General features: G+C 32.0%; 21 protein-coding genes. 3 read left to right on the top strand and 18 right to left on the bottom strand.

What is annotated here, in order from left to right:
* Positions 1-98 precede the first annotated feature (98 nt).
* The 13 genes from K5V07_RS07260 to uvrA form a co-directional block, all read right to left on the bottom strand.
* On the bottom strand, positions 99-572 hold the full coding sequence (locus K5V07_RS07260) for a Dps family protein (protein ID WP_182651690.1): 474 nt from the start codon (positions 570-572) through the stop codon (positions 99-101).
* A 225-nt stretch (positions 573-797) separates the two neighbouring features.
* The gene (locus K5V07_RS07265; RefSeq protein ID WP_221916952.1) at positions 798-1,133 is read right to left on the bottom strand and encodes a DUF892 family protein; all 336 of its coding nucleotides are present in this window, start codon (positions 1,131-1,133) and stop codon (positions 798-800) included.
* A gap of 168 nt (positions 1,134-1,301) precedes the next feature.
* Positions 1,302-1,496, bottom strand: a complete 195-nt coding sequence (locus tag K5V07_RS07270) for a hypothetical protein (RefSeq protein WP_086455092.1) — start codon at positions 1,494-1,496, stop codon at positions 1,302-1,304.
* 197 nt (positions 1,497-1,693) lie between these two features.
* Positions 1,694-2,128, bottom strand: a complete 435-nt coding sequence (locus K5V07_RS07275) for a response regulator (protein ID WP_221916953.1) — start codon at positions 2,126-2,128, stop codon at positions 1,694-1,696.
* The gene (locus K5V07_RS07280) at positions 2,125-4,593 is read right to left on the bottom strand and encodes a PAS domain-containing hybrid sensor histidine kinase/response regulator (protein ID WP_221916954.1); all 2,469 of its coding nucleotides are present in this window, start codon (positions 4,591-4,593) and stop codon (positions 2,125-2,127) included. Before K5V07_RS07280 ends, K5V07_RS07275 begins: the two co-directional genes overlap by 4 nt.
* A 2-nt stretch (positions 4,594-4,595) precedes the next feature.
* Positions 4,596-5,156 carry an AraC family transcriptional regulator gene (locus K5V07_RS07285; protein ID WP_086455095.1) on the bottom strand — a complete coding sequence of 187 codons (561 nt, stop codon included), beginning with the start codon at positions 5,154-5,156 and terminating at the stop codon, positions 4,596-4,598.
* A 386-nt stretch (positions 5,157-5,542) separates the two neighbouring features.
* Positions 5,543-6,022 carry a hypothetical protein gene (locus K5V07_RS07290; protein WP_221916955.1) on the bottom strand — a complete coding sequence of 160 codons (480 nt, stop codon included), beginning with the start codon at positions 6,020-6,022 and terminating at the stop codon, positions 5,543-5,545.
* The gene (locus tag K5V07_RS07295) at positions 6,019-6,693 is read right to left on the bottom strand and encodes a peptidoglycan DD-metalloendopeptidase family protein (protein ID WP_221916956.1); all 675 of its coding nucleotides are present in this window, start codon (positions 6,691-6,693) and stop codon (positions 6,019-6,021) included. Before K5V07_RS07295 ends, K5V07_RS07290 begins: the two co-directional genes overlap by 4 nt.
* A gap of 107 nt (positions 6,694-6,800) precedes the next feature.
* Entirely contained in the window at positions 6,801-7,094 is a 294-nt protein-coding gene (locus K5V07_RS07300; RefSeq protein ID WP_144890649.1) for a putative quinol monooxygenase, read from the bottom strand.
* A 141-nt stretch (positions 7,095-7,235) separates the two neighbouring features.
* Positions 7,236-9,644: a thiamine pyrophosphate-dependent enzyme gene (locus tag K5V07_RS07305; RefSeq protein ID WP_221916957.1), complete on the bottom strand. Its 2,409-nt coding sequence runs from the start codon at positions 9,642-9,644 to the stop codon at positions 7,236-7,238.
* Between the two features lie 186 nt (positions 9,645-9,830).
* Complete coding sequence (locus K5V07_RS07310; protein ID WP_370632457.1) at positions 9,831-12,656, bottom strand: aminopeptidase; 2,826 nt, start codon at positions 12,654-12,656, stop codon at positions 9,831-9,833.
* Between the two features lie 219 nt (positions 12,657-12,875).
* The gene (locus K5V07_RS07315) at positions 12,876-13,604 is read right to left on the bottom strand and encodes a TIGR00730 family Rossman fold protein (protein WP_144890655.1); all 729 of its coding nucleotides are present in this window, start codon (positions 13,602-13,604) and stop codon (positions 12,876-12,878) included.
* Positions 13,605-13,826: 222 nt separating this feature from the next.
* Positions 13,827-16,658, bottom strand: coding sequence for an excinuclease ABC subunit UvrA (uvrA, locus tag K5V07_RS07320; protein ID WP_221916958.1), 2,832 nt, complete (start codon positions 16,656-16,658; stop codon positions 13,827-13,829).
* Positions 16,659-16,788: 130 nt separating this feature from the next.
* Between uvrA and K5V07_RS07325 the strand changes: the two genes are divergently transcribed.
* Positions 16,789-17,706: a ketopantoate reductase family protein gene (locus K5V07_RS07325; RefSeq protein WP_221916959.1), complete on the top strand. Its 918-nt coding sequence runs from the start codon at positions 16,789-16,791 to the stop codon at positions 17,704-17,706.
* Positions 17,707-17,717: 11 nt separating this feature from the next.
* Here the strand turns inward: K5V07_RS07325 and K5V07_RS07330 are convergent, their stop codons facing one another.
* The 5 genes from K5V07_RS07330 to K5V07_RS07350 all read right to left on the bottom strand — a co-directional run bounded on the left by K5V07_RS07330 (position 17,718) and on the right by K5V07_RS07350 (position 21,643).
* A complete protein-coding gene (locus K5V07_RS07330; RefSeq protein ID WP_221916960.1) occupies positions 17,718-18,308 on the bottom strand; it encodes an RsmD family RNA methyltransferase in 591 nt (196 codons plus the stop codon).
* Positions 18,305-19,111 carry a DUF3822 family protein gene (locus K5V07_RS07335; RefSeq protein ID WP_144890681.1) on the bottom strand — a complete coding sequence of 269 codons (807 nt, stop codon included), beginning with the start codon at positions 19,109-19,111 and terminating at the stop codon, positions 18,305-18,307. Before K5V07_RS07335 ends, K5V07_RS07330 begins: the two co-directional genes overlap by 4 nt.
* Before the next feature lie 187 nt (positions 19,112-19,298).
* The gene (locus K5V07_RS07340; protein WP_221916961.1) at positions 19,299-20,132 is read right to left on the bottom strand and encodes an OmpA family protein; all 834 of its coding nucleotides are present in this window, start codon (positions 20,130-20,132) and stop codon (positions 19,299-19,301) included.
* Positions 20,133-20,180: 48 nt separating this feature from the next.
* Positions 20,181-21,179 carry a glycosyltransferase family 2 protein gene (locus K5V07_RS07345; protein ID WP_221916962.1) on the bottom strand — a complete coding sequence of 333 codons (999 nt, stop codon included), beginning with the start codon at positions 21,177-21,179 and terminating at the stop codon, positions 20,181-20,183.
* Positions 21,180-21,193: 14 nt separating this feature from the next.
* Positions 21,194-21,643, bottom strand: coding sequence for a type I restriction enzyme HsdR N-terminal domain-containing protein (locus K5V07_RS07350; protein WP_144890687.1), 450 nt, complete (start codon positions 21,641-21,643; stop codon positions 21,194-21,196).
* A 94-nt stretch (positions 21,644-21,737) separates the two neighbouring features.
* On the opposite strand from K5V07_RS07350, the gene holA reads away from it, so the two are divergent.
* Together holA and K5V07_RS07360 are read left to right on the top strand one after the other, a co-directional pair.
* Complete coding sequence (gene holA / locus K5V07_RS07355) at positions 21,738-22,742, top strand: DNA polymerase III subunit delta (protein ID WP_221916963.1); 1,005 nt, start codon at positions 21,738-21,740, stop codon at positions 22,740-22,742.
* Between the two features lie 66 nt (positions 22,743-22,808).
* The gene (locus K5V07_RS07360; protein WP_086453741.1) at positions 22,809-22,985 is read left to right on the top strand and encodes a CAL67264 family membrane protein; all 177 of its coding nucleotides are present in this window, start codon (positions 22,809-22,811) and stop codon (positions 22,983-22,985) included.
* The last annotated feature ends 53 nt before the right edge of the window (positions 22,986-23,038 follow it).

Below are 23,038 nucleotides of genomic sequence, written 5' to 3' on the forward strand. Positions count from 1 at the left end.
GTATCTTTGAGAAGGGGCTGTTTTTCCCACTCTACAATTACTATTTGATGGTTTTAAAACCTCATTTTTTAAATTGATCATAACTTTTTTTTAATTTTTTATTCTAAATATCTTCTTAACTTCCAAGCCATTGTTTCATGATCTTTCATTAATCCTGTAAGAAAATCAGCTGTTCCAGCATCATTATTTTTGCTGTCGCAGGTATCAATATCTTCTCTTAATTGTACAATTAACGTTTCATGATCTTTTACAAGTTCTTGTAGCATTTCTTTTTGAACTGGGTATACATTAGGAGATTCTTTTATAACAGATAATTTACTAAACTCGCTCATAGTCCCAATTGTTTTTCCGCCTAATTTGCTTATTCGTTCGGCCGTTTCATCAATCGAAACTTCAAGCTCAGTATATTGAGCTTCAAATAATTGATGCAATTCCATAAAACTTTGCCCGGATACGTTCCAATGAAATTTTCTAAGTTTTATATACAAAGTCATTTCATTTGCTAAAAGCGATGACAAAATGGTAATACTACTTTTTAAGTGCGCTTCGGTGATTCCAATGTTTAGTTTCATAATGAGTTTTTTTATAAATAATTATTGATTGTTTTTAACCAGATATTTTTTGTTCTATAATCAAGAATTAAATTTTTACAAAGGTGAATATTGTACAGTAATTTTATATTACATTATTAATTCAAAAAGTTATATGATTAACATTTTCTATTCCTTGTTAAATTGTTTATTTGTGATTTTTTTTCACAATGAACTTGAAATTAATACCAATCGAGTAGGTCCTGATTATGGAGTATTAGATTCGTTTTCATATAAAGAAGAATAGTTTAGTATGATATTTTTTTCTCCAATTGAATCAAAAAAATCTTCAAGACGCTGAATGTGCTCTTTTGTAAATTGTAAATGAGTTGTAAGTGCATCCGAAATTTCCTTACTCGCTGCTTTCTGGATCAATATGGGAATCGAAATTAAAAGTGATTTTTCAGAAAAGTATATGTCTTGTAATTCCTCAAGATAAATATTTCGACAGGTTTGATTTTTAGGTCCTACAAACTCTAAATCACTTTTATTTGGATAATTATTTTTCAATAATTCAAGCCTATTAATTTTTGAATTTCTCATTTTATGAACTTTTTGGAATTTTATGAATAATTAAAAAAAATCCTATTTACACGCATTTTAAATACAAAACATCTTGAAGTTCTTTTAAATTAATTGATATTCTAAAAAAATAGCACATTGTAATTAATTTAATTTTGATTCATAGAAAATCAAACAGGTTAATTCAATTTATGATTCGTCCTTAGTAGTACGAACTAAACTGATCCCTGAAATAAAAAATACAGCACCAAGAATACCGTATATCAGTAAAGGTTTTACAGATTCAAAATCAGAATTTGCTGATGAGAATAACATAGCTGTATAAATTAATCCACCTATCCCAAGGACGGTGAGTATTGTTCCAAAAATTCTTTTGATGTTCATTTTTTTATAATTTAGTTAAACAAAAATAGTTGTAAAGAACTCCGTTATTGTTGTACAATTTTTTATAATACTTATATCATTCACACAAAATGATTTAAGGTATTTTTTGCAGTAAAAAAAACGCTTTAGCTTTCAATTTTAAATATTTTTAAAATTGAAAGCTAAAGCGTAGCTGTAATATAATAGAAGAGAAAAATCTACATTCTATCCATGTACCATTGCAGTTCTTTTTCTAATTTTTGATACTTAAAAATCGTAGAAATTATTTTTTCTAATCGTAAAAAAGCGGTTTCACTTTTTACCACATAATCAAATGCCTTGTGATGCATGCATTGCACTGCAACTTCTATCTTATCCTGAGATGAAAGCATTATGACAGGTATATTTGAATTTAATTCTTTTATTTTATCTAATGTTTGCAAGCCATTCATAGCATCAATTACAATTCCATCTAGTTGAAAATCAAGGATAACTAAATCTGGTAAATGATTTAAATTTTCTATACACTTTTCGCCAGTAGGATAGGTTTCTATTACAAAATTTGTGTTTTGATTAAATTCAATTTCCAATGATTTTAAAAAAAAAGCATCATCATCTACTAGAAAAATTTTAATTTTATTTTCGTTTATCACTTTTTTGTATTTTTTATAATGTTTAATTCTTCTTCTAATTCTCCACAAGCTTGCAAACAAATTTCCTCTAATTGCAATACTAATTCGTCAATTTCATTTAATTTTTCTTGTGAATTTGCAAACTCCTGAATTCTTTTGGCGATATCCTCAAAGTCAGTACTAATACCCATAATAGAGAATGAAGGAATCATTTTATGTGCCGCTGCAGCCAATAATTGCCAATTTTGTTCTGCAAAACTTTGTTTAATCGTATTTATTAATGTGGGAGTCTGAGCAAGATATAAATCAATCATCTCCATCATAAGCTCTGGATTAGACTTTGTTCTTTGATTCAAATAAACAAGATCAATACATCTTATTTTTTTTACTGTAGTATCAATATTTTCATTCAATTTTGCTGACAATTTTTCTAGTTTAGGTTTTTTAAGAATACCAACAATTTTACTATACAACAACCTTTCATCTACGGGTTTTGCTAGATAGTCATTCATTCCTACGGCTTTACATTTATCTAAATCTACTGTTGTTACATCAGCAGTTAGTGCAATTATAGGTATTTGTGACTGCATTTTAATTCTTATATATTCAGTTGCTTCAAATCCATTCATTTCAGGCATTTGCAAGTCCATTAAAATGATGTCATACGCTTTCTCTTTTAGCATTTCAATTGCAATTTTTCCGTTTTCTGCAACATCACGTTCAAAACCAAAATCATCTAGAACAGTTTTCATTAACAATTGGTTCAGTGCAATGTCTTCAACCACTAAAACTTTTATGTTCTTAATTTCTGAATCCAGTTCTAGCAAATCATTTTCTAGTGCAGCATTGGCATTTGTCTTTTGAAAACTTAAAGAAAAACTAAAATTAGATCCCTTTTTAATAGTGCTTTTTACTCGAATTTTTCCTCCTTGTAATTCAACAAGCTGTTTAACAATGGCTAATCCTAATCCAGTACCACCATAAATTCTTGAAGTACCACTTGAGGCTTGATTAAAATTTTCAAAAATATGATTTAGTTTGTCCTCTGGTATTCCTATTCCCGTATCCGAAATAGAAAATTCAATAACCACGCGATCATCGTCCTCAAAAACTAGTTGAGCACCTACGGTGATGATACCTTTTTGAGTAAACTTTACTGCATTATTTACGAGGTTCAAAATAATTTGATGCAAACGAACAGGGTCACCCACTAAAACTTTTGGAATGTTTGGATCGTATTCTTTAATAAGTTTTAAGTTTTTTTCTTGAATTTTATTTTCAAATAAATGAAGCATGGATTCAAGCGAAGCATTCAATTTGAAAGGTTTTTTCTCAAAAGTCATTTTACCAGAATCTACCTTGGCAAGGTCCAATATATCATTAATCAAAACGATTAATGCATCGCCACTCATTTTTATAGCATTGATGTATTCTAATTGTTTTACAGTCAAATCGGTTTTTAAAACAACTTTTGTGAATCCAATAATTGCATTCATTGGAGTCCTAATTTCATGACTCATATTAGACAAAAATTGCTGTTTGGCTTTTACAGCATTTTTAGCAATTATGGCTGCACTTTCAGCATTTTTTTTAGCTTCTTCTGCGATTTCGGTAGCTAATTCAGCAAATACTCGTGCTTCTATCAGGGCTGATGCTATTTTTTTTTGTTCTGTTACATCTCTCGCTACTATAACTACACCAGCCACTTCTCCTTGCGCATCTTTGTATACAGAACCGTTGCAAAGTACATCAGTTAATTTTCCATTTTTATGCTTGATGGTAAGTGGCAAATTAGAAACGCTTCCTTTATCAAATACCTCTTTATGAACTTCGCGAGCATTCTTTTTTTCGGTAAAATAATCAAAAAAATCAGATCCAGTGAGCTCTTCTCTTGACATTCCAGTACTGTTTACCAAGGCCTGATTCATATCCGTAATCTTACCTTTGGTGTTCAAAGTAACTAGCGGATCTTGACTGGCTTCAATTAAACTCAAAGTATACTGAGATGCTAGAATTGCAGAGTTATTGAGTTTTTCAAGTTCTTTATTAAGGTCTTGTTGTTTTTCTTTTTCTTTATGTGCTTCCTCTAATTCAATAGACCATTTTTGTTTTGAGGTTTCCCGAACAACAAAAATAACACCAATTAAATTTCCTTCGTTATCTTTAAAAGGTGTTCCATTACACAAGATGGGTATTAAATTACCAGCTTCATCTTTAAGTTCTAATGCTTGATCGTACAATGATCCCTTTTGGCAAACTATTGATATAAGATTTCGAACTTGCTGAACGGGATGACAATAATCTTCAAAATTTGAATACAGTATATTTTCACGTTCTTTACCAATAATTAATGAAGTTGCTTTGTTGAAATCAATAATTTCACCTTGTATGTTTACAATAAATATAGGCTCTAGTATAGACTCTATTAAATTTCGGTTATACTGAACATCGTTATTTTCCTGGATTTCTCCATTTTTGTAATACATATCTATAAGTTGTTTTTGTGATTTCCAATTTCTTCAATTGGACTTCTCCTTTTATCTTTTAATTTTTTAAAATGTGAAGGAGATAAGCCTGTCACTTTTTTAAACTGGCTCGAAAGATGGGCTACACTACTGTAATTCATTTTCCAAGCAATTTCAGTAATGTTTAATTCTCCGTAAATTATAAGCTCTTTAATGCGCTCAGTTTTATGTGAAATAATAAATTGTTCAATAGTAGTACCTTGAACCTCAGAAAATAAATTTGATAAATAGGTGTAATCATGGTTTAACTGCTGACTTAAATAATCTGAAAAGTTAATTTTAATGACCTCCGTTGAGTGGTGTACCATCTGGATAATGACATTTTTTATTTTTTCTATCAACATAGATTTTTTATCATCCATCAATTCAAGTCCTGAATCAAGAAGTGCAGCTTTTAAGATTTGTCTTTGCTCCATAGATAAGTTTTCCATGATTTCGACTTCTCCTAAATCAACAACCACAAAATGGAGTTTCAGCTTTTTTAACTCTTCTTTGACTGCAATTTTACAACGATTGCTCACCATGTATTTAATGTATAGTTTCAAATATATTTATTTAATGTTGTGTTAGTAACGTGTTTAATATATGTAAGTTACGTTAATTAATTTTATATAGCTATCAAGTAAATTTAATTTTCACAAATACTAATTATTCAGAAAATTAATTTTAGAGCCGTATAAAAAAAATAGTAAAATACAATTATCGAAATAATTCAATCAAATATTTAGTTTGTTATTTCGATAATGTAAAATTATACAAAGTCAACATTTTATTTGTTATATAATTAAAGTGAAAATTTGTGAAATAATTTAGGTTAATTATTTCAGAAAAATAGACTATATCTCTTGATTTCGAATTGGTTACAAAATAAAATATATCAAAAGAGTATACTTCGAAATTAAATGAATTATTAATTTATATTAATAGTATCATTCCAGTCCAATGATTTTATGGAGGAAACCTTATTAGTAGATGTCATTGTGACCCTTAATTCTTTGTTGGCAACATTTTTAGAATAAAGTGCTTTGTATCTAAAAATAATGGAATTATCGCTTTTAATTGTATAGGCTTCGATAAGTTTTAAATCCTCAAATGTGCCGTAATATTGTCTAAATCGTTGACACGTTTTAGTAAGTCTTTCTTGTGTGGTATTTTGAATCACTGATGGTGTTGCTTCATCAGGCGTAAAAGGTTTAAATTTAGAGGTGTTACACGTCATTAAAACACGTTTACCCAGTTCATAAGCCTTGATCTTTTGAGTATCATTAATATCACCTACAGCTATTTTTATTATAGTTGATGCGGTTGTAGGATCCGTAGTAATATTTTTGTTGGTTTTACAGCCAATAACAACCAATAGAATAGCTGTAAGAAAAATTAATTTTTTCATATTTTAAGTAATAGGTTAGGATCGGGACAATTTTCTAGATAAAAATCTAAATCTTTTTTACTACAAACACCTGGATAATCTCCATGCATTTCTTGTATGTTTTTTATAATTTGAAAGTGTAGGTGAGGAGCATAATCTCCGTTTACAGCGGCTTCACCAAGTGTAGCTAGCAACTGACCTTTTGCAAAGAAATCACCAACTGCAATATTTTTTAAACTATCTAGACTTAAATGTCCATAAAGAGTATAGAATAAATGTTCGTCTATAGCATGTTCTAGAATTATTGTGGGTCCATAATCTCCTAGACCAGTATTGTAATTAAAACTATGAACCGTGCCGTCAAGAGCTGCTAATACTGATGTACCTGCTTTTATCCACAAGTCTAGACCTAAATGAATGTTTCGTTCTTCGGTATTAAGATCATTAAAAATACCACTACGCTTGTACAAATCCCTGGTTTCATTGTAACCGCCATAAGCTACTTTAGCATTTTTTTCTAATAAATAGTTGTCTATGTAACGTTCAAATTCGGGGGCATTTTTCAATTGTAGGTTTTGAAAATGAGTATTGTGTACTGATAAATCCAGTGGAATATAATCACTATATGGAATTGTATTTTCAATTACTTTACAATCATGAATATCTTTTAGTATGTTTTCTAGCGGTTGCATGTTTTTTTTCATTAAAAATATAAAAAAATGCCAATATAGCGAGGCTATATTGGCATTATAACAATTAATTAAGACGTTTTCTTAAATCAAATATTTTTTTGACATACTTATTTTACTGCAAGTAAGTCTACAAATTCTATTACAGGATCTTTTGATAAAAGCGTTCCTGCATTTGCCATTAAAGCTTCGGCTATTTTACCTGCCAAATGTGCTTTTCGACCTTCTTCAGTTTCAAAGGTGTCAAAAATTCCAAATGTTGATGTTCCTATTTGCCATCCGTACCAATTCACCGTTTCGGGTTCATCCAATACTAATGGTAGGGCACTTTTTAAAAATGCTGCCACTTCAGCTTCTTTTCCTTCTTTGGCTTCTAATCGAGCTAACAATGCATATTTTTCCATAATTATTTTAGTTTTAGTAAAGATAATTAAATGGGAAGTTGTGCGGTAGAGTTTAACTTTTGTTGAGGGCTGATTTTAAGAAAATTATTTTAAAAAAAAACCAATCTAGATTAAGATTGGTTTTTTTATTATTTTAAAAAATTAATACAATGAAGGAAATTTTAACGGATTTACTTCGTGCATCATATCATAAACTTTTTCATAAATATCCTCAGCCGATGGTTTAGAGAAATAATCTCCATCAGTACCATAAGCAGGTCTGTGGGCTTTTGCAGTTAAAGTTTGTGGTTTACTGTCAAGGTGTTCATAAGCATTTTGCTCCTCAAGAATTTGTTGCATGATATAAGCCGAAGCTCCTCCTGGTACATCCTCATCAATCACTAGCAAACGATTTGTTTTTGCAATACTTTTTATAATGTCTTTGTTGATGTCGAATGGTAAAAGTGATTGTAAATCAATAACTTCACAATCAATGCCAACTTCTTGTAATTCTATTGCAGCTTGTTGTACAAGTCTCAATGTTGATCCATAAGAAACAAGTGTAATGTCGTTTCCATGTTTTAAAGTTTCTATAACACCTATTGGAGTTTTGAATTCTCCATAGTTCAATGGCATTTTTTCTTTCAATCGGTATCCATTCAAGCATTCAATTACTAGAGCTGGTTCGTCACACTCTAACAAGCTGTTATAAAATCCGGCGGCTTGTGTCATATTTCTAGGTACCAAAACATGAATTCCACGCACTGCATTAATAATCATTCCCATTGGTGACCCAGAATGCCAAATTCCTTCTAAACGGTGTCCTCTAGTACGGATTATTAGCGGTGCTTTTTGTTTTCCTACAGTTCTATATCGTAAAGTAGCTAAATCATCACTCATGATTTGAATTGCATACAATAAATAATCTAGGTATTGAATTTCGGCTATTGGTCGTAATCCTCTCAATGCAAGTCCTATTCCTTGCCCTAAAATAGTTGCTTCTCTAATACCAACGTCAGCTACTCGAAGTTCTCCATATTTCTCTTGCATTCCTTCAAGACCTTGGTTTACATCGCCAATTGCTCCTGCATCTTCTCCAAATATTAACGTTTCAGGATATTTAGTAAAAATAGCATCAAAGTTATCGCGTAAAATCATTCTTCCATCTGTATCTTCTTTTGCATCATCTGCATAAGTAGGTAAAGCCATTTTTGATGAAAATATATTTTCCTTTGTTTCTGAAAATAAATTGCTGCTGAAGTTTATTTGTTCTTTCTTAGTATAGTTTGTGATCCACTGCGAAAGCTCATCTTTTCCAGATTCGTTCAAAATCAATCGCAGTACTTTTCTAGCTGCAACTAAAATTTCTTTTTTCAATGGTGTCTTAATACCACTTAGTTCAGCTACATACTTTAAAATAGACTCTTGATGTGCGCTAGTAGTTGCGATTTTTTGCAATAGTACTATTAAGTCTTTTTGATCTTCAATTATAGGCTCAAGAAAAGCTGTCCAAGCTGCTTTTTTACCCTCTAAAACCTCTTTTTTTGCTTGAGCGTCAATTGCTTCAATCTCTTCTGGAGAGGCTATATTTATAGCTATCATCCACAACTTCATTTGTCTAATACAGTCAAATTCTCTTTCCCAGGCTAAGCGATCTGCATTTTTATAACGCTCATGTGATCCAGAACTCGAGTGTCCTTGAGGTTGTGTTAACTCATTTACATGAATTAAAACGGGTACATGATTTTCACGAGCTACTGTAGCTGCTTTTTCATAAGTAGTAATCAAATCAGCGTAATCCCAGCCTTTTACTCTAAAAATTTCATATCCGTTGGTATCTGCTTCTTTTTGATATCCTTTTAAGATTTCAGAAATATTCTCTTTTGTAGTTTGATGTCTTGCATGAACCGAAATTCCGTACTCATCATCCCAAACACTCATCACCATTGGCACTTGTAAAACACCTGCCGCGTTGATAGTTTCAAAAAATAATCCTTCAGATGTACTTGCATTACCGATGGTTCCCCAAGCAATTTCATTTCCTTGATTTGAAAAATTTGCCGCATTTGGAATACCTGATACCTGTCTGTAAATCTTAGAGGCTTGAGCAAGTCCTAACAAACGTGGCATTTGGCCCGCAGTAGGAGATATATCTGAACTTGAATTTTTTTGTTTTGTTAAGTCTTTCCAAGATCCATCTTCGTTGAGACTATGTGTTGCAAAATGTCCACCCATTTGTCTTCCGGCCGACATTGGATCATGTTTGATATCTGTGTGGCCATACAATCCTGCAAAAAATTGTTGAATTGTAAGTTCACCTATTGCCATCATGAAAGTTTGATCACGGTAATACCCTGATCTAAAATCGCCATTTTTGAAAGCTTTGGCCATAGCCAATTGAGGAACTTCTTTACCATCACCAAAAATTCCAAACTTGGCCTTTCCTGTTAATACTTCTTTTCGTCCTAATAAACTGCACTCACGGCTTATAATTGCGGTGGTATAGTCTTTTAAAACTTCGATTTTGAAATCTTCAAATGTCAATGCAGAATTGGTTTTTTCTTTTATCATAATAGAAAAGTATAACTTTATGCTGCAAATTTACTTAAAAACAACCTATTATCATAGCGCTTTGAAAAAAATAGAATTTAATTTTCACAATTTATTCTAAGTAAATGAAGTTTATTTTTTTGTTATATGTAATTTTATATTCGATTATTTAAGAATAATTCAACAATTTGACAAGATAGCTTTCGTTTAGAACCACTTTCGATTAAAAAGATTGAGTAATGTTTTAGGTGAAAAAGTAACAATAAAACGTATTTTTTCGTTGTATTTGTTCTGATAAATTTCCCAACCATTGTTAGAGTAGACTGGAAAGTACAGTTCAAAGTAGTCGGTAACCAGGTTCAGGCGTATGCCGCTATCGTATACAAAACGCTCTTTTGAGCCACTATTTTTCATTAATCCTACATCTCCATATAGCTCTATCCAATTCCAAATGCTGTAACTAGCGTTCAAACTTGTAAGCCATCTGTTTGCAAAAGGAGTGTCTATTTTTGATTTAAAACCACCCTCAGCGATAATGTATTGCTGACTAAAAAGGCCACTATTCTCTGATCTTCCTATGTAATTATAGTCAAATAAATAATCGGTAGGACGATCTAGCGCAAAACTAAAAAAGTTAGATTGTGTTTTATTATGCAAAAAACTTCCTGCATAAAATCGTAAATTGAGTTGACGGTTATTTTCAAAAAGTTTTCGATATTCAATTTCTGCTGTAAGTTTACTAAATTTTCCTGAAGCCTGTAAATCAATAGCAAAGTTCACATGATTGGTAACTTCAGTTTTTGTATTTATATAACGTGTATTAAAAACAGAGTAATTAGTTGCAGTATTCTCAGTAAGAATTGCACTTTCATCTTTATTAACAATGACTTGTCGAAATAGAATTAATTGTTTTCTATTATCTCTAAAGTTTGGCTCACGAATGCGCAATTGAATTGATGGATTTAATCTAAAATACGCTGCGTCTTGTGCGTAATTAAAATAATTGGCACTTATCCCATATCGAATGTTGTACAGAGTACTTGTCCTAATATTTTGGTTCACCACAAATGCTGCTGATCCAGATATATTTTGTGATCTAGTAGAGTAAGACGGATTGACATCAAAAATAATAGGTTTGTCAAGTATGGTTTTATTATGTAATCGAATGCCCGGGGTAAGGCCATCATATAAATTATAGTAAATAGAAGGTACATATAATATTTGATTGTAATAAGGATCTTCAAGATCTTTCATAAAAACAAATTTTATTGGTCTGTTATTAGGCAAAAAACCATTTAACTTTTTCCAGTTATTGCGCAAATTAAATTCTGGTACTTCGTTTTTTAAGTTTAAAATCAAGCGATCAATGTTTTTTCTAGGAATGGTTAAGGTGCTATCACAGGCCTCAATATCTAGCCATTGCTTAAAAACAGTTGCGCCTTTCCTAGTGCCATAAACAGGAATAGGAATTGTAGTTCCTGTTCTGTTTTTTACAGAAAATGTAATACTGTCCTTTGTCTTACTCAGAGTTGTAAATTTATAATCAATAATGTCTCTTGAATTGATCATGGTGGTAAAAAACCAACTTATATCTTTTTTTGTTTTGGATTTTAAAAGCGTTTCAAAATCAGTTCTTGTTGCTAGTATATGTTGCTTTTTTGCATACAATTCTTGAATACTTTGCATCATAATGTCTTGTTTAAGATAATCATCCAGAAACCTAATGCTTAATCCAGCCTTATATTTATTGGCAATTTGTTCATTAAACTTAATCAAATTATTTTTAGACTCTCCTAAGGGTTGATCTAGATTTTTACGTGCCATTAACATATAAAAATAACTGTATTGATCATTAAAATCAATATTTGCAATATTAAAATTTTGTAACAGTTTAAATCGGGAAAGACTGCCAATCATTTTTGTATTTGGATAATTCTCGTCAATATATTTCATCATAGCATAGACTTGAATGCCGTCATAAATCCAATTTTCTTTTCTAGGGTCAAGGTGTAAACTTGTTTTGAGAAATGAATTTAAATATGTTTTTAAAAACTTAATTTCATACAAAAATTCTTCAGGGAAGGGACTCAAAAAAGAGGGTAGTTGGTTCAAGCCATAAAACGGATTTTTATCATAATCATTTTGAGTTATAATGATTTTCTCATGTGGATATTTTCCAATAAATGCATTGGTAAAGGTGACTACTTTATCTATTACTAAAGCCTTTTGAATATCGTTTAACTTAGTGTTCTTTAAATCGGTCACAACATCAACAATATTATTTTTAAAACTTGTAAATTCTGGTTTTGAGGTAATTATCAAATTAATGTTTGTACGATTATCTCCTTTTAAAAGATGTGTGGTTTCCTCTCCTTTTTCATCAAACTGCAGTACATTTAAGTCTGTAGATAGTTTTTTTTTGGAAGGTAGTGTTATTAAAACTTCAAATGAGGTAATGCCATTTGCACTATCATCAAGATTGTTGTTGCTATATTGTAAAAAGTTGTTGTTTTCATATCGTGCTGGGACTAAAAAACAGTTTTTTAAACTAAAATTCCCTTCATTATCAATGCCATAATTTGTAAATTTCGCATTCGGAATTTTTAGCGTGTAAGTAAGTGTGAGTTTTATTTTTTGAAAAGGCAAAATGGCATTGGTTAATGTCACAACAACACAATCCGGGTTTTTTTCAGGCCGGTTCCATTGTAATTCGGTGGTTGTATCTAGTATTTTTAAATTTTGAGTACTTCCACGATCATCCTCTTTGGCTAGGTGAAAACCTCTGTAAAATTCGTCCGAAAACCGTTTGGCTAGTGGGGTAAATTTAGTAGCATATGCATTGTTCCAATCGTTAAAAACTAAAGATGTAAGCGTATCATTCGACTCATTTTGATACACAAATTCCTGTTCCACGGTTATAGTTTTACTTTCAGGATTGACAACCGCTTGCATTTTAGTAAAATGCTGACTGTAATTTTTTTGTATTCCAATTAACAAAAAAAATGTTAACGTAACTCTTATATAGGTTTTCAAATTTGTACTCCTTTGTTTAAGATTAATGCCAATAAAAAATCAAGTGCCTATTGTAAAAAAGGGTTTAAATATTTAAGATTCTGTATCAAAATCATTTCTTTTGAAAATAAACCAGCTGCACTCAAAGGGCTAAATATAAGTATTATTCAACACGAAATTCTTATTTTTTTTAAATTTTGACAAAAAAAAAGAAGCTGTTGTGAGCAGCTTCTTTTCAATTTAAAAATTTGGAGATAAATCGTATTTCTTATAAAAGGCATCAATTACTGCCACAACTTCATCTTCGGTATCTACAATCTTAATTAAGTTTAAGTCTTGCGGACTCACTGTTTTTTCTTTTTCTACAAGTACCGTTTTTACCCAGTCTAATAATCCAGACCAAAAACTGCTTCCTACCAAAATAATAGGGAATTTTCCAATTTTCTTAGTTTGAATCAGAGTGATCGCTTCAAAAAGTTCGTCTAGTGTACCAAAACCTCCTGGCATAACCACAAATCCTTGTGAATATTTCACAAACATCACCTTACGAACAAAGAAATAATCAAAGTTTAAGTTTTTATCCGTGTCAATATACGGGTTAAAATGCTGCTCAAATGGCAGCTCAATATTCAATCCTACTGAGGTTCCACCGCCTAAATGCGCACCTTTATTTCCAGCTTCCATAATTCCAGGACCACCGCCAGTAATTACCCCGTAACCCGCTTTACTAATCTTGTAAGCAATTTTTTCTGCTAATAAATAATTCGGATCCTCAGGTTTGGTTCTAGCAGACCCAAAAATAGACACACAAGGACCTATACGCCCCATGCTTTCGTACCCATTTACAAACTCCGACATGATTTTAAAAATTGCCCAGCTGTCGTTAGTACGTATTTCATTCCAATCTTTCTGCTTCAATCGGTCTTGGATTACTTTATCCTCGTCATTATCAAAATCTTCTAATCTCATATTCTGTATTTTAATTATCTTTTCTATTTTTTTTCAGGAGCTTTATCCTGCTGTCCGTTTTATCTTTTTATTTTTTAAAGAAAAAAATAAAAAGGATGCCACTTCCATCAGGGCTAAAAATCGAGCCTGCTAAAGTAATTCTTTTTTTAAAACTGAAGCGTACTGCTTTTGTAGTTTTTTTCTAATTTTTTTAGTCTCATATTCCCCTGCAAAAGAGGTAAATTAAACCAACTCTTTCTTTAAAAACTGTGCGGTATAGCTTTTTTTACTTTTCGCTACTTCTTCAGGCGTTCCCTTGGCAATCAACTGACCGCCGCCTTTTCCGCCTTCAGGACCAATATCAATAATGTAATCAGCCAGTTTAATCACATCCATATTGTGTTCAATAATTAAGATCGTATTTCCTTTATCAACTAGTTTGTTAATCACTTCCATCAGCACTCTAATATCCTCAAAATGGAGTCCTGTCGTAGGTTCGTCCAATATGTAAAACGTATTTCCAGTATCTTTTTTAGACAATTCTCCCGCTAACTTGATGCGTTGTGCTTCACCACCAGAAAGTGTGGTACTCTGTTGTCCTAGAGTGATATAACCCAAACCTACATCTTGTAAGGTTTTAACTTTTCTGTATATCTTCGGAATATTTTCAAAAAATGGAACAGCCTCATCAATGGTCATGTTCAATACATCCGAAATGGATTTTCCTTTGTATCTTATTTCTAGTGTTTCTCTATTAAAACGCTTTCCTTGGCACGTCTCGCATTCTACATATACATCAGGTAAAAAGTTCATTTCTATGGTTCGAACACCTGATCCTTCACAGGTTTCACAGCGTCCGCCTTTTACATTAAAACTAAAACGTCCCGCTTTGTATCCCCGAATCATACTTTCAGAAGTCATCGTAAAAAGATTTCTGATTTCTGTAAAAACTTCGGTATAGGTTGCTGGGTTACTTCGAGGTGTTCTACCAATCGGGCTTTGGTCAATATCAATCACTTTATCGATATGTTCTAAACCTTCAATTTTTTTGTACGGCTGCGGTTTCTTGACACCATTAAAATAATAGGCATTCAAAATAGGGTAGAGCGTCTCGTTGATCAAAGTCGATTTTCCACTTCCTGAAACTCCAGTTACACAAATCATTTTACCCAAAGGCAACTCAATTGAAACGTTTTTTAGATTATTTCCAGTTGCTCCGGTTAATTTTAGGAATTTTCCGTTTCCTTCTCTTCGTTTTTTAGGAACTTCAATTTTCATTTCGCCATTCATATACATCGCTGTAATAGTATGGTGTTTCAAAATCTCTGCTGGAGTTCCTTTACTAATGATTTCACCACCATATTTCCCTGCTTTGGGTCCAATATCAATCACATAATCAGCGCGTTCAATCATGTCTTTATCGTGTTCCACCACAATTACAGAATTTCCAATATCGCGCAATTGTTCCAACGAATGAATCAGTTTCTCATTGTCTCTTTGGTGCAAACCAATACTTGGTTCATCCAGAATATACAAAACACCAACTAACTGCGAACCAATTTGCGTAGCCAACCGAATGCGTTGTGCTTCACCACCCGAAAGTGATTTAGAGCTTCGGCTTAAAGCCAAATAATCCAAACCTACATTCATCAAGAAATTCAATCGATCTTTAATCTCTTTGATTACTTCAGTAGCAATACGCTTTTGTTTATCAGAGAGATGGTTGTCTAAATCTTTGAACCAAGCAGTCAAATCCGAAATGTCCATATCGCACAATTCGGTTATATTTTTGGTGTTGATTTTAAAGAATTGGGCTTCTTTTTTTAATCGGGAACCTTCACAAACAGGACATTTTATCTCGTCCATGAATTCTTTTGCCCAGCGCTTGATTGTCGCCGATCCACTTTCATCATGTTGGTTTTTTATAAAATGCGAGATTCCTTCAAAATCAATTTTATATTCTTTAGTAACTCCAGCTGTTTTCGATTCGATGCTAAATTTTTCTTTACCACCATTCAAAATCATTTCCATCGCTTCTGCAGGAATGGTTTCAATAGCATCAGTCAGTTTAAAACCGAATTTTTCACCAATGGTTTCCAATTGCTTAAAAATCCAAGAGCTTTTGTATTCGCCCAAAGGAGCAAAACCACCCGCCTTTATAGATAATTTTGGGTTTGGAACAATTTTTTTGCTGTTGACTTCATTTACAGTTCCAAGTCCGTTGCAATGATCGCAAGCTCCTTTTGGAGAATTGAAAGAAAATAAATTGGGCTCTGGATTTTGATAGGAAATTCCAGTGCTTGGACACATCAAGTTCCGACTAAAATAGCGCACCTCATTCGAATCTTGATCTAAAACCATCAATACATTTTCACCTTGATTCATGGCGGTATTGATACTTTCCATCAAACGTTTGGCGTTATCTGGCGTGTCTTCAATTACCATTCGATCGACTACAATCTCGATGTCATGCGTTTTATATCGGTCGAGTTTCATCCCTAGAGTAATATCAAGTACGTCGCCATTAACACGAACTTTCAAGAAACCTTGTTTGGCAATTTGTTGAAAAAGCTCTGCGTAATGTCCTTTTCGAGCTCTAATTACAGGAGCAAGAATATTGATTCGTTTTCCTGAAAAATCCTGAATAATCAAATCCTTAATTTGCTCGTCAGAGTAAGAAACCATTTTTTCGCCACTGTTGTAACTGTAGGCATCGGCACCACGAGCATAGAGCAAACGTAAGAAATCATAAATTTCAGTTATAGTTCCTACGGTGGAACGCGGACTTTTACTGGTCGTTTTTTGTTCAATAGCAATCACAGGAGAAAGCCCGTCAATTTTATCAACATCAGGACGTTCTAAACCACCTAAAAACTGACGCGCATAAGCAGAAAACGTTTCTACATAACGGCGTTGCCCTTCGGCATAAATGGTATCAAAAGCTAAGGAGGATTTACCAGATCCCGAAAGACCGGTAATGACAACCAGTTTTTCCCTTGGAATGGAAACATCTATATTTTTTAAGTTGTGCACGCGAGCGCCTTGAACTTCAATGGTATTGTCTTTGTCTAGCATAATTTTTGGCAAAAAAGCAAAGTTACCATTTTGATTTGTTCTTTTGATGCAACAGTTTAGAAGTTTGTGTTAAAGATTATAGTATTTTTGGGAGTGACAAAGAACATACTTTAGGTAAAAGTTTATTTTTATGAAAACAAGAATTGGAATTTTAGGAATTGGTGGAGTAGGCGGCTATTTTGGAGGATTGCTAGGAAAGGCTTACGCAGAATCAGATGCTATCGAAATTATATTTATTGCCCGTGGTAATACTCAAAATACCATAGCGCAAAATGGATTAAAAATAAGTACCGATACCACTGAAAGTAATGTGTTCCCTAATTTGGTTTCCAATGATCCAGCAGAGATTGGAACTCTAGATGTCCTTATTTGTGCTACAAAAACCTATGATATTGAAAACAGTTTGATGTCGATAAAAGATTGTATTACCTCTGACACTATTATTCTGCCATTATATAATGGTGTTGATGGAACGGAGCGGATTCAAACATTATTTCCTGAAAATACAATTTTGAAAGCTTGTGTTTATATTGTTTCCATGATTACTTCTCCTGGAAATATTAAGAAAATTGGTTCGTATGAAAAATTATTTTTTGGTTCCAAAACAGTGCCAATTTCTAAATTAGAAGGATTACAATCTATTTTTAAAAATGCAAAAATCGAAAGCTATCTTGTAGAAAATATCGAGGAAACGATATGGGAAAAGTTTATTTTTATTTCGGCTTTAGCTTCTGCAACATCGTATTTGAATCAAAATATTGGTGGAATTTTAAATAATCCTACCAATAAAGAACTCTATATTTCATTGTTAAAGGAAATTTCGGCTGTTGCTTTGGCAAAAGGGATCAACTTACCGAACGATATTGTTGCTCAAACATTAATCAAACTAGAAAAATCGCCTCAAGACAATACATCATCCATGCACAGAGATGTTTTAGCTGGAAATACTACAGAAGTAAAATCGCTAACAGAATATGTGGTGGTTGAAGGATTAAAATGCGGAGTTCTTACGCCTAAATACGAGCAAATTTTAATGAAATTAACTTAAAACACTACAATTTACTCTTCTTCTTGATTCAAAGAAATTACTTTAGTATCATCATCATCTTCGCTTTCAATTTCGAAAAAACTGAAAATAGATCCTCCGTAACTTTTTTGAAACGAAAAATGTATCATATGATCGAGTTTTGTGTATTTAGAGTGTTCAATGACCATCATTCCATCTTGATTGAGTAACTCTTTTTCAAAAACCAACATTACAATTCTTTCAAACGTTTTTTGGTCTAAACCATATGGAGGGTCTGCAAAAATGATATCATAAGATGTCTTGCATTTTTCCAAATAAGCAAACACATCACTTTTTGTAGCGGCTATATTAAAATCGTATTCAGAGGCTACTTGTTTGATGAATTTTACGCAACCAAAATCACCATCAACAGAAGTTATTGGCGTGCAACCGCGAGAAGCAAATTCATAGCTAATGTTTCCTGTCCCTGCGAATAAATCTAATATTTTGAGGTCTTCAAAACTGAAATGATTGTTTAAAACATTGAATAGAGCCTCTTTAGACATGTCTGTTGTAGGTCGAACAGGTAGGCCTTTTGGAGGTGAAATTCTTCTTCCTTTATATTTTCCGGATATGATTCTCATGAGTTAAAAAGTATGTAATGGGCTCTGTTTTCGGCAACAGAAAAATAATTATTCCAACGTAAGTCTTCCACGTCAATGAGAGATACATTTCGAATGTATTTGTAAACAATTGTGTAAAAATCACTTTCTACATCTATTTTTCCAATAAATTCTAATGCAAAATATTCAGGATTCATTCCTAACTGTTCTGCAGTAAAAAGAATATAATAAATTAAATCCTCGGGGGTTTTGTAATCAAAAGAATTGAAAAATATAAGTTTTTGATTTTCTATAACTACTATTTCAAAATGACCCGTATTAAGATGAACAAACATTTTTTTACGGAGCTTGTCTTTTGTTAATTCTAATAATTTTGAAACTAAAATACTGTGTGCATGCTTGTATGTAAAGGAACCAAAATGATCTATAAAAAAATTATTAATATTCACATAAGGGATATAAACTGTATTCATTTGGTGGTTCTCTAATGTGTCAAAAGCAAAAAAATCAGTTTCAAAAACCTTAGTATTGTATTGCAAGTAACTACCTAGTGCTTCTTCATCAAAAAATAGAGTAGGGACAAATGTTGCTAAATTATTATTGTGTACAACAAGAATTTCGTCATATTTTTGAGATAATTCCGAATGGTTTTTAAAAGCATTTGCAAATAAATCTTCAATTTTTGTTGTCTTTGGAAAAGCATCAAAATATACCTCATTAAACGAAGAAACCGTATCATTTAAGGTGTCAAAACAACAAAAAGAAAGTCCAGTCAAGGAAACTTGAATAGATAATTTTTTATAATTTTTTTCGATTACATCCATAAAAATACATATTTTTTTGACCTCGCAAACTTACAAATTTAATCAGTAATAAGTATCTCATTACAATGGAAATGATTTCGATTGTTAATTATATATTTTAATACTTTAAACTAAATAAGGGTATCATCTTTATAACAAAAAAAAACGCCTCTAATTGAGGCGTTTGATTTATGATTTGAATAAAAAACTATTGTTTTTGTTTTTTCATTTCTTTTTCGATCATTTCATAAAATTGATCAATTTTTGGTAAAACAACAATTCTTGTTCTACGGTTTCTTGCTTTATTTTCAGCTGTATCATTAGCAACAAGTGGTATGTATGAACTTCTACCAGCAGCTATCAATTGTTCTGGTTTTACACCAAGTTGATTCGTAAGTACGCGTATAATTGAAGTGGAACGTTTAACACTCAAATCCCAGTTGTCAAGTAAAACTCCTGTACCGTTGTATGGTACATTATCCGTATGTCCTTCAACCATACACTCAAAATCTGGTTTGTCATTTACAACCTTGGCAACTTTTGCAAGTACACCTTTAGCTTGATCTGTTACATCATAGCTTCCACTTTTGAATAATAATTTATCTGCAATAGAAATAAATACTACCCCTTTTTCAACATTTATTTCAATATCCGGATCAGATATTCCTACAGAACTTTTCAAGCTAGTAACAAGCGCTAGTGTCACACTATCTTTTTTGGTCAAAGCATCCTGCATTCTGCTTATTTTTAAATCTTTCTCTTTGATTGATTCTAATGCTTTTTCAATATTTTCAGCACCTTTTGTAGATAAAACAGTCATATCTTTTGAAACACTAATCAAACCTTGATTTTGTTCTTTTAAAGTTGCTGCAGTTGCAGCAAGTCCTGCTTTTTCCTCTAAGCAAGAATTAAGCTTTACAGTGGCAGTATTTAATAAGTCTTGTGTTTCTTTATTTTTCGCCTCTAAATCGGTGTATTTCTTTTTTGAAACGCATGATGTCATAAGGGCTAAAACGGTAAGGGTTAATGCTATTTTTTTCATAGGTAATATTTTTTTTGTTACTGAAACAAATTTAGTTTTTTTGGAACACTATATTCTAAATAAATCGTTAAAAACAGTGTGTCCTTTAATGAAGTAATTATAAACGATACTTTTGGTCTTATAGTATTTAGGTGATTGCGTTTTGTCTCGTTTAGCGTAATTTTTCCTAAATAGTTTATAAAATGCCCCATGTGCTCTGAGGATAGCCCAAAAATGTTTCCCTTTTCCTTGAATTAAGAATTGTATTCCTGCAACACCATCTAAAATCATTCTGGGGAATAAAATAATAAAGAGTTGCTTTTTAGGTAAGTTTTTGGTTAGCATCAACAAAGAATTTCTAAAATTCAAATACGTTTTTAGAGGATTTCCTTGTTGTAAAGTAGCACCACCTACATGATACACAACAGATTCAGAATTATATTTAATAATATATCCTTTATTTATTGCCCGCCAACATAAATCTATTTCTTCTTGATGGGCAAAAAAATCTCCATCAAACCCTTCGAGTTCATGGTAAACAGCACTTCTTATAAAAAAACAAGCTCCAGAAGCCCAAAATAAATTTGTTTGATCATCGTATTGTCCTAAATCTTTTTCTAGAGTTTCAAAGATTCTTCCCCTGCAAAATGGATATCCGTACTTATCTATAAAGCCTCCAGCTGCTCCAGCATATTCAAAATATTCTTTATTTTTGAAATCTAGTATTTTGGGTTGAATAATAGCGGTATTTGGTTCTTTTTCAAAGATTTTTGAAATAGGTTGCAACCAATTTTCGGTAACTTCAATATCAGAATTAATGAGTGCATACACATCGGCATTCACATGTTGAAGTGCTTTGTTATAGCCTTTCGCAAAACCAAAATTACCAGAATTTTGAATAATCTCAACCTCAGGAAAATTTTGTTTTACAAAAGCAACGGATTCATCTGTAGAAGCATTATCTGCCACATATATAGTAGCTTCTTTTGAAAATTGTACTACTGAGGGTAAAAATTGTTCTAATAATTTGGTTCCATTCCAATTAAGGATAACAACGGCTATTTTCATGGTGTAATAATGTGCTAAAGTGGCCCGTAATTGGGCAAATCTTTCAGAAATTGATATTTTTCATTTTCAAAATCCATTTGGCAAAAGTAATGATTCAATCCATTGGTTACCATCAAAAAGTTGGCTTGTAATGTCATATTGTATTGGGCTATTTGGTCAAATGTAACTTGTGCTATTTGAATCTGAGGCGCTTTGCATTCTACAAGGATATTAATTGTACCGTCAGTATTGTAAACAACAACATCGTACCTTTTGCGTAAGCCGTTGACTTTTAAGACTTTTTCAACATTTATTAAAGAAAGGGGGTATTCTTTTTGTTCCAATAAAAACCGAACTACATGCTGCCTTACCCATTCCTCAGGTGTAAGAATTATAAATTTTTTACGAATGACATCAAAAATAGCTGTTTTATTTTCGCTATTTTTGAACCGAAAAGTATAGTGTGGAAAATTGAGAATTTGCATGGTGCAAAAGTATTAAATAAGTTTAAAAAGTAAAGTTTAAAGATCCATTCTGATAAAAAGATACTTTGCTTATTAAAACTTGAATTAAATTGAAATGGACGAAGTCATAAAAATTGTAAATGATATTAAAAGTGGTTCTATAAAACCCATTTACCTTTTAATGGGTGAGGAGTCTTATTATATTGACAAACTCTCAGATTTTATTGAAGAAAAAGTATTGTCTGATGAAGAAAAAGGATTCAATCAAACTGTTTTATACGGACGAGATGTAACAGTTGAGGATGTAATTGCTACTGCAAAACGATATCCTATGATGGCGGACCGTCAAGTTGTAATTGTAAAAGAAGCTCAGGATTTAAATCGAACGTTTGATAAATTTGAAGCTTATGCCGATAATCCAATGCTTTCAACCGTTTTAGTATTGTGTTATAAATACAAAACGGTTGACAAACGAAAAAAAGTAACCAAACTTATTGCGAAAAACGGATTGGTTTTCGAGAGTAAAAAATTATATGAAAACCAAGTAGGCGATTGGATTAAGCGTGTACTCTCTGGCAAAAAATACATGATAGAGCCTAAAGCTGCAGCAATGCTTGTAGAGTTTTTAGGTACTGATTTGAGTAAAATAAACAATGAATTAGAAAAGTTGCAAATTATTTTACCCGTTGGGAGTACGATAACGCCCCAGCATATTGAGGATAATATTGGTTTTAGTAAAGATTATAATGTTTTTGAACTTAGAAAAGCACTTGGGGAGCGCAATCAGTTGAAAGCATATAAAATAGCTGAAAACTTTGCCCAAAATCCAAAGGAAAACCCCATGGTGGTGACCACGAGTTTAATATTTGGTTTTTTTATACAGCTTTTAAAATATCATGGTTTAAAGGATAAAAACCCAAAAAATGTGGCAGCCGTAATAGGTGTGAACCCATTTTTTATGAAAGAATATGATGTTGCTTTGAAAAATTATCCAATGAAAAAAGTGAGTCAAATTGTTGGAGCACTTCGAGATATTGACGTGAAAAGTAAAGGAGTAGGTGCAAATGCAATTTCACAATCGGATTTATTACGAGAGATGCTTTTTAAAATATTCAATTAAAATTATAAAATTTCCGATATTTGCAACTCAAATCGTAACAAAACATTTATAAATAAAGTAAGGAACATGAATAAAAATACAATCTTAGGTTGGGCAACACTCATTATGATTTTAATGGGATTATTGCTTATTGCTCTGGGCGCGTTTCGATATGATGATGTTGCTGGATGGGGATTTGCAGCAGTAGGAATTGGATTTTTAGCAAATGCTTGGGTGTTTAGTTCGCTAAAAGGCAGGTTGTAAAAATACAAACACAAAGAGAAAAATAAATAAAAAGATAACTGTAAAACATAAAT

Source organism: Flavobacterium sp. CHNK8 (assembly GCF_019774515.1).
Taxonomy (GTDB): domain Bacteria; phylum Bacteroidota; class Bacteroidia; order Flavobacteriales; family Flavobacteriaceae; genus Flavobacterium; species Flavobacterium tiangeerense.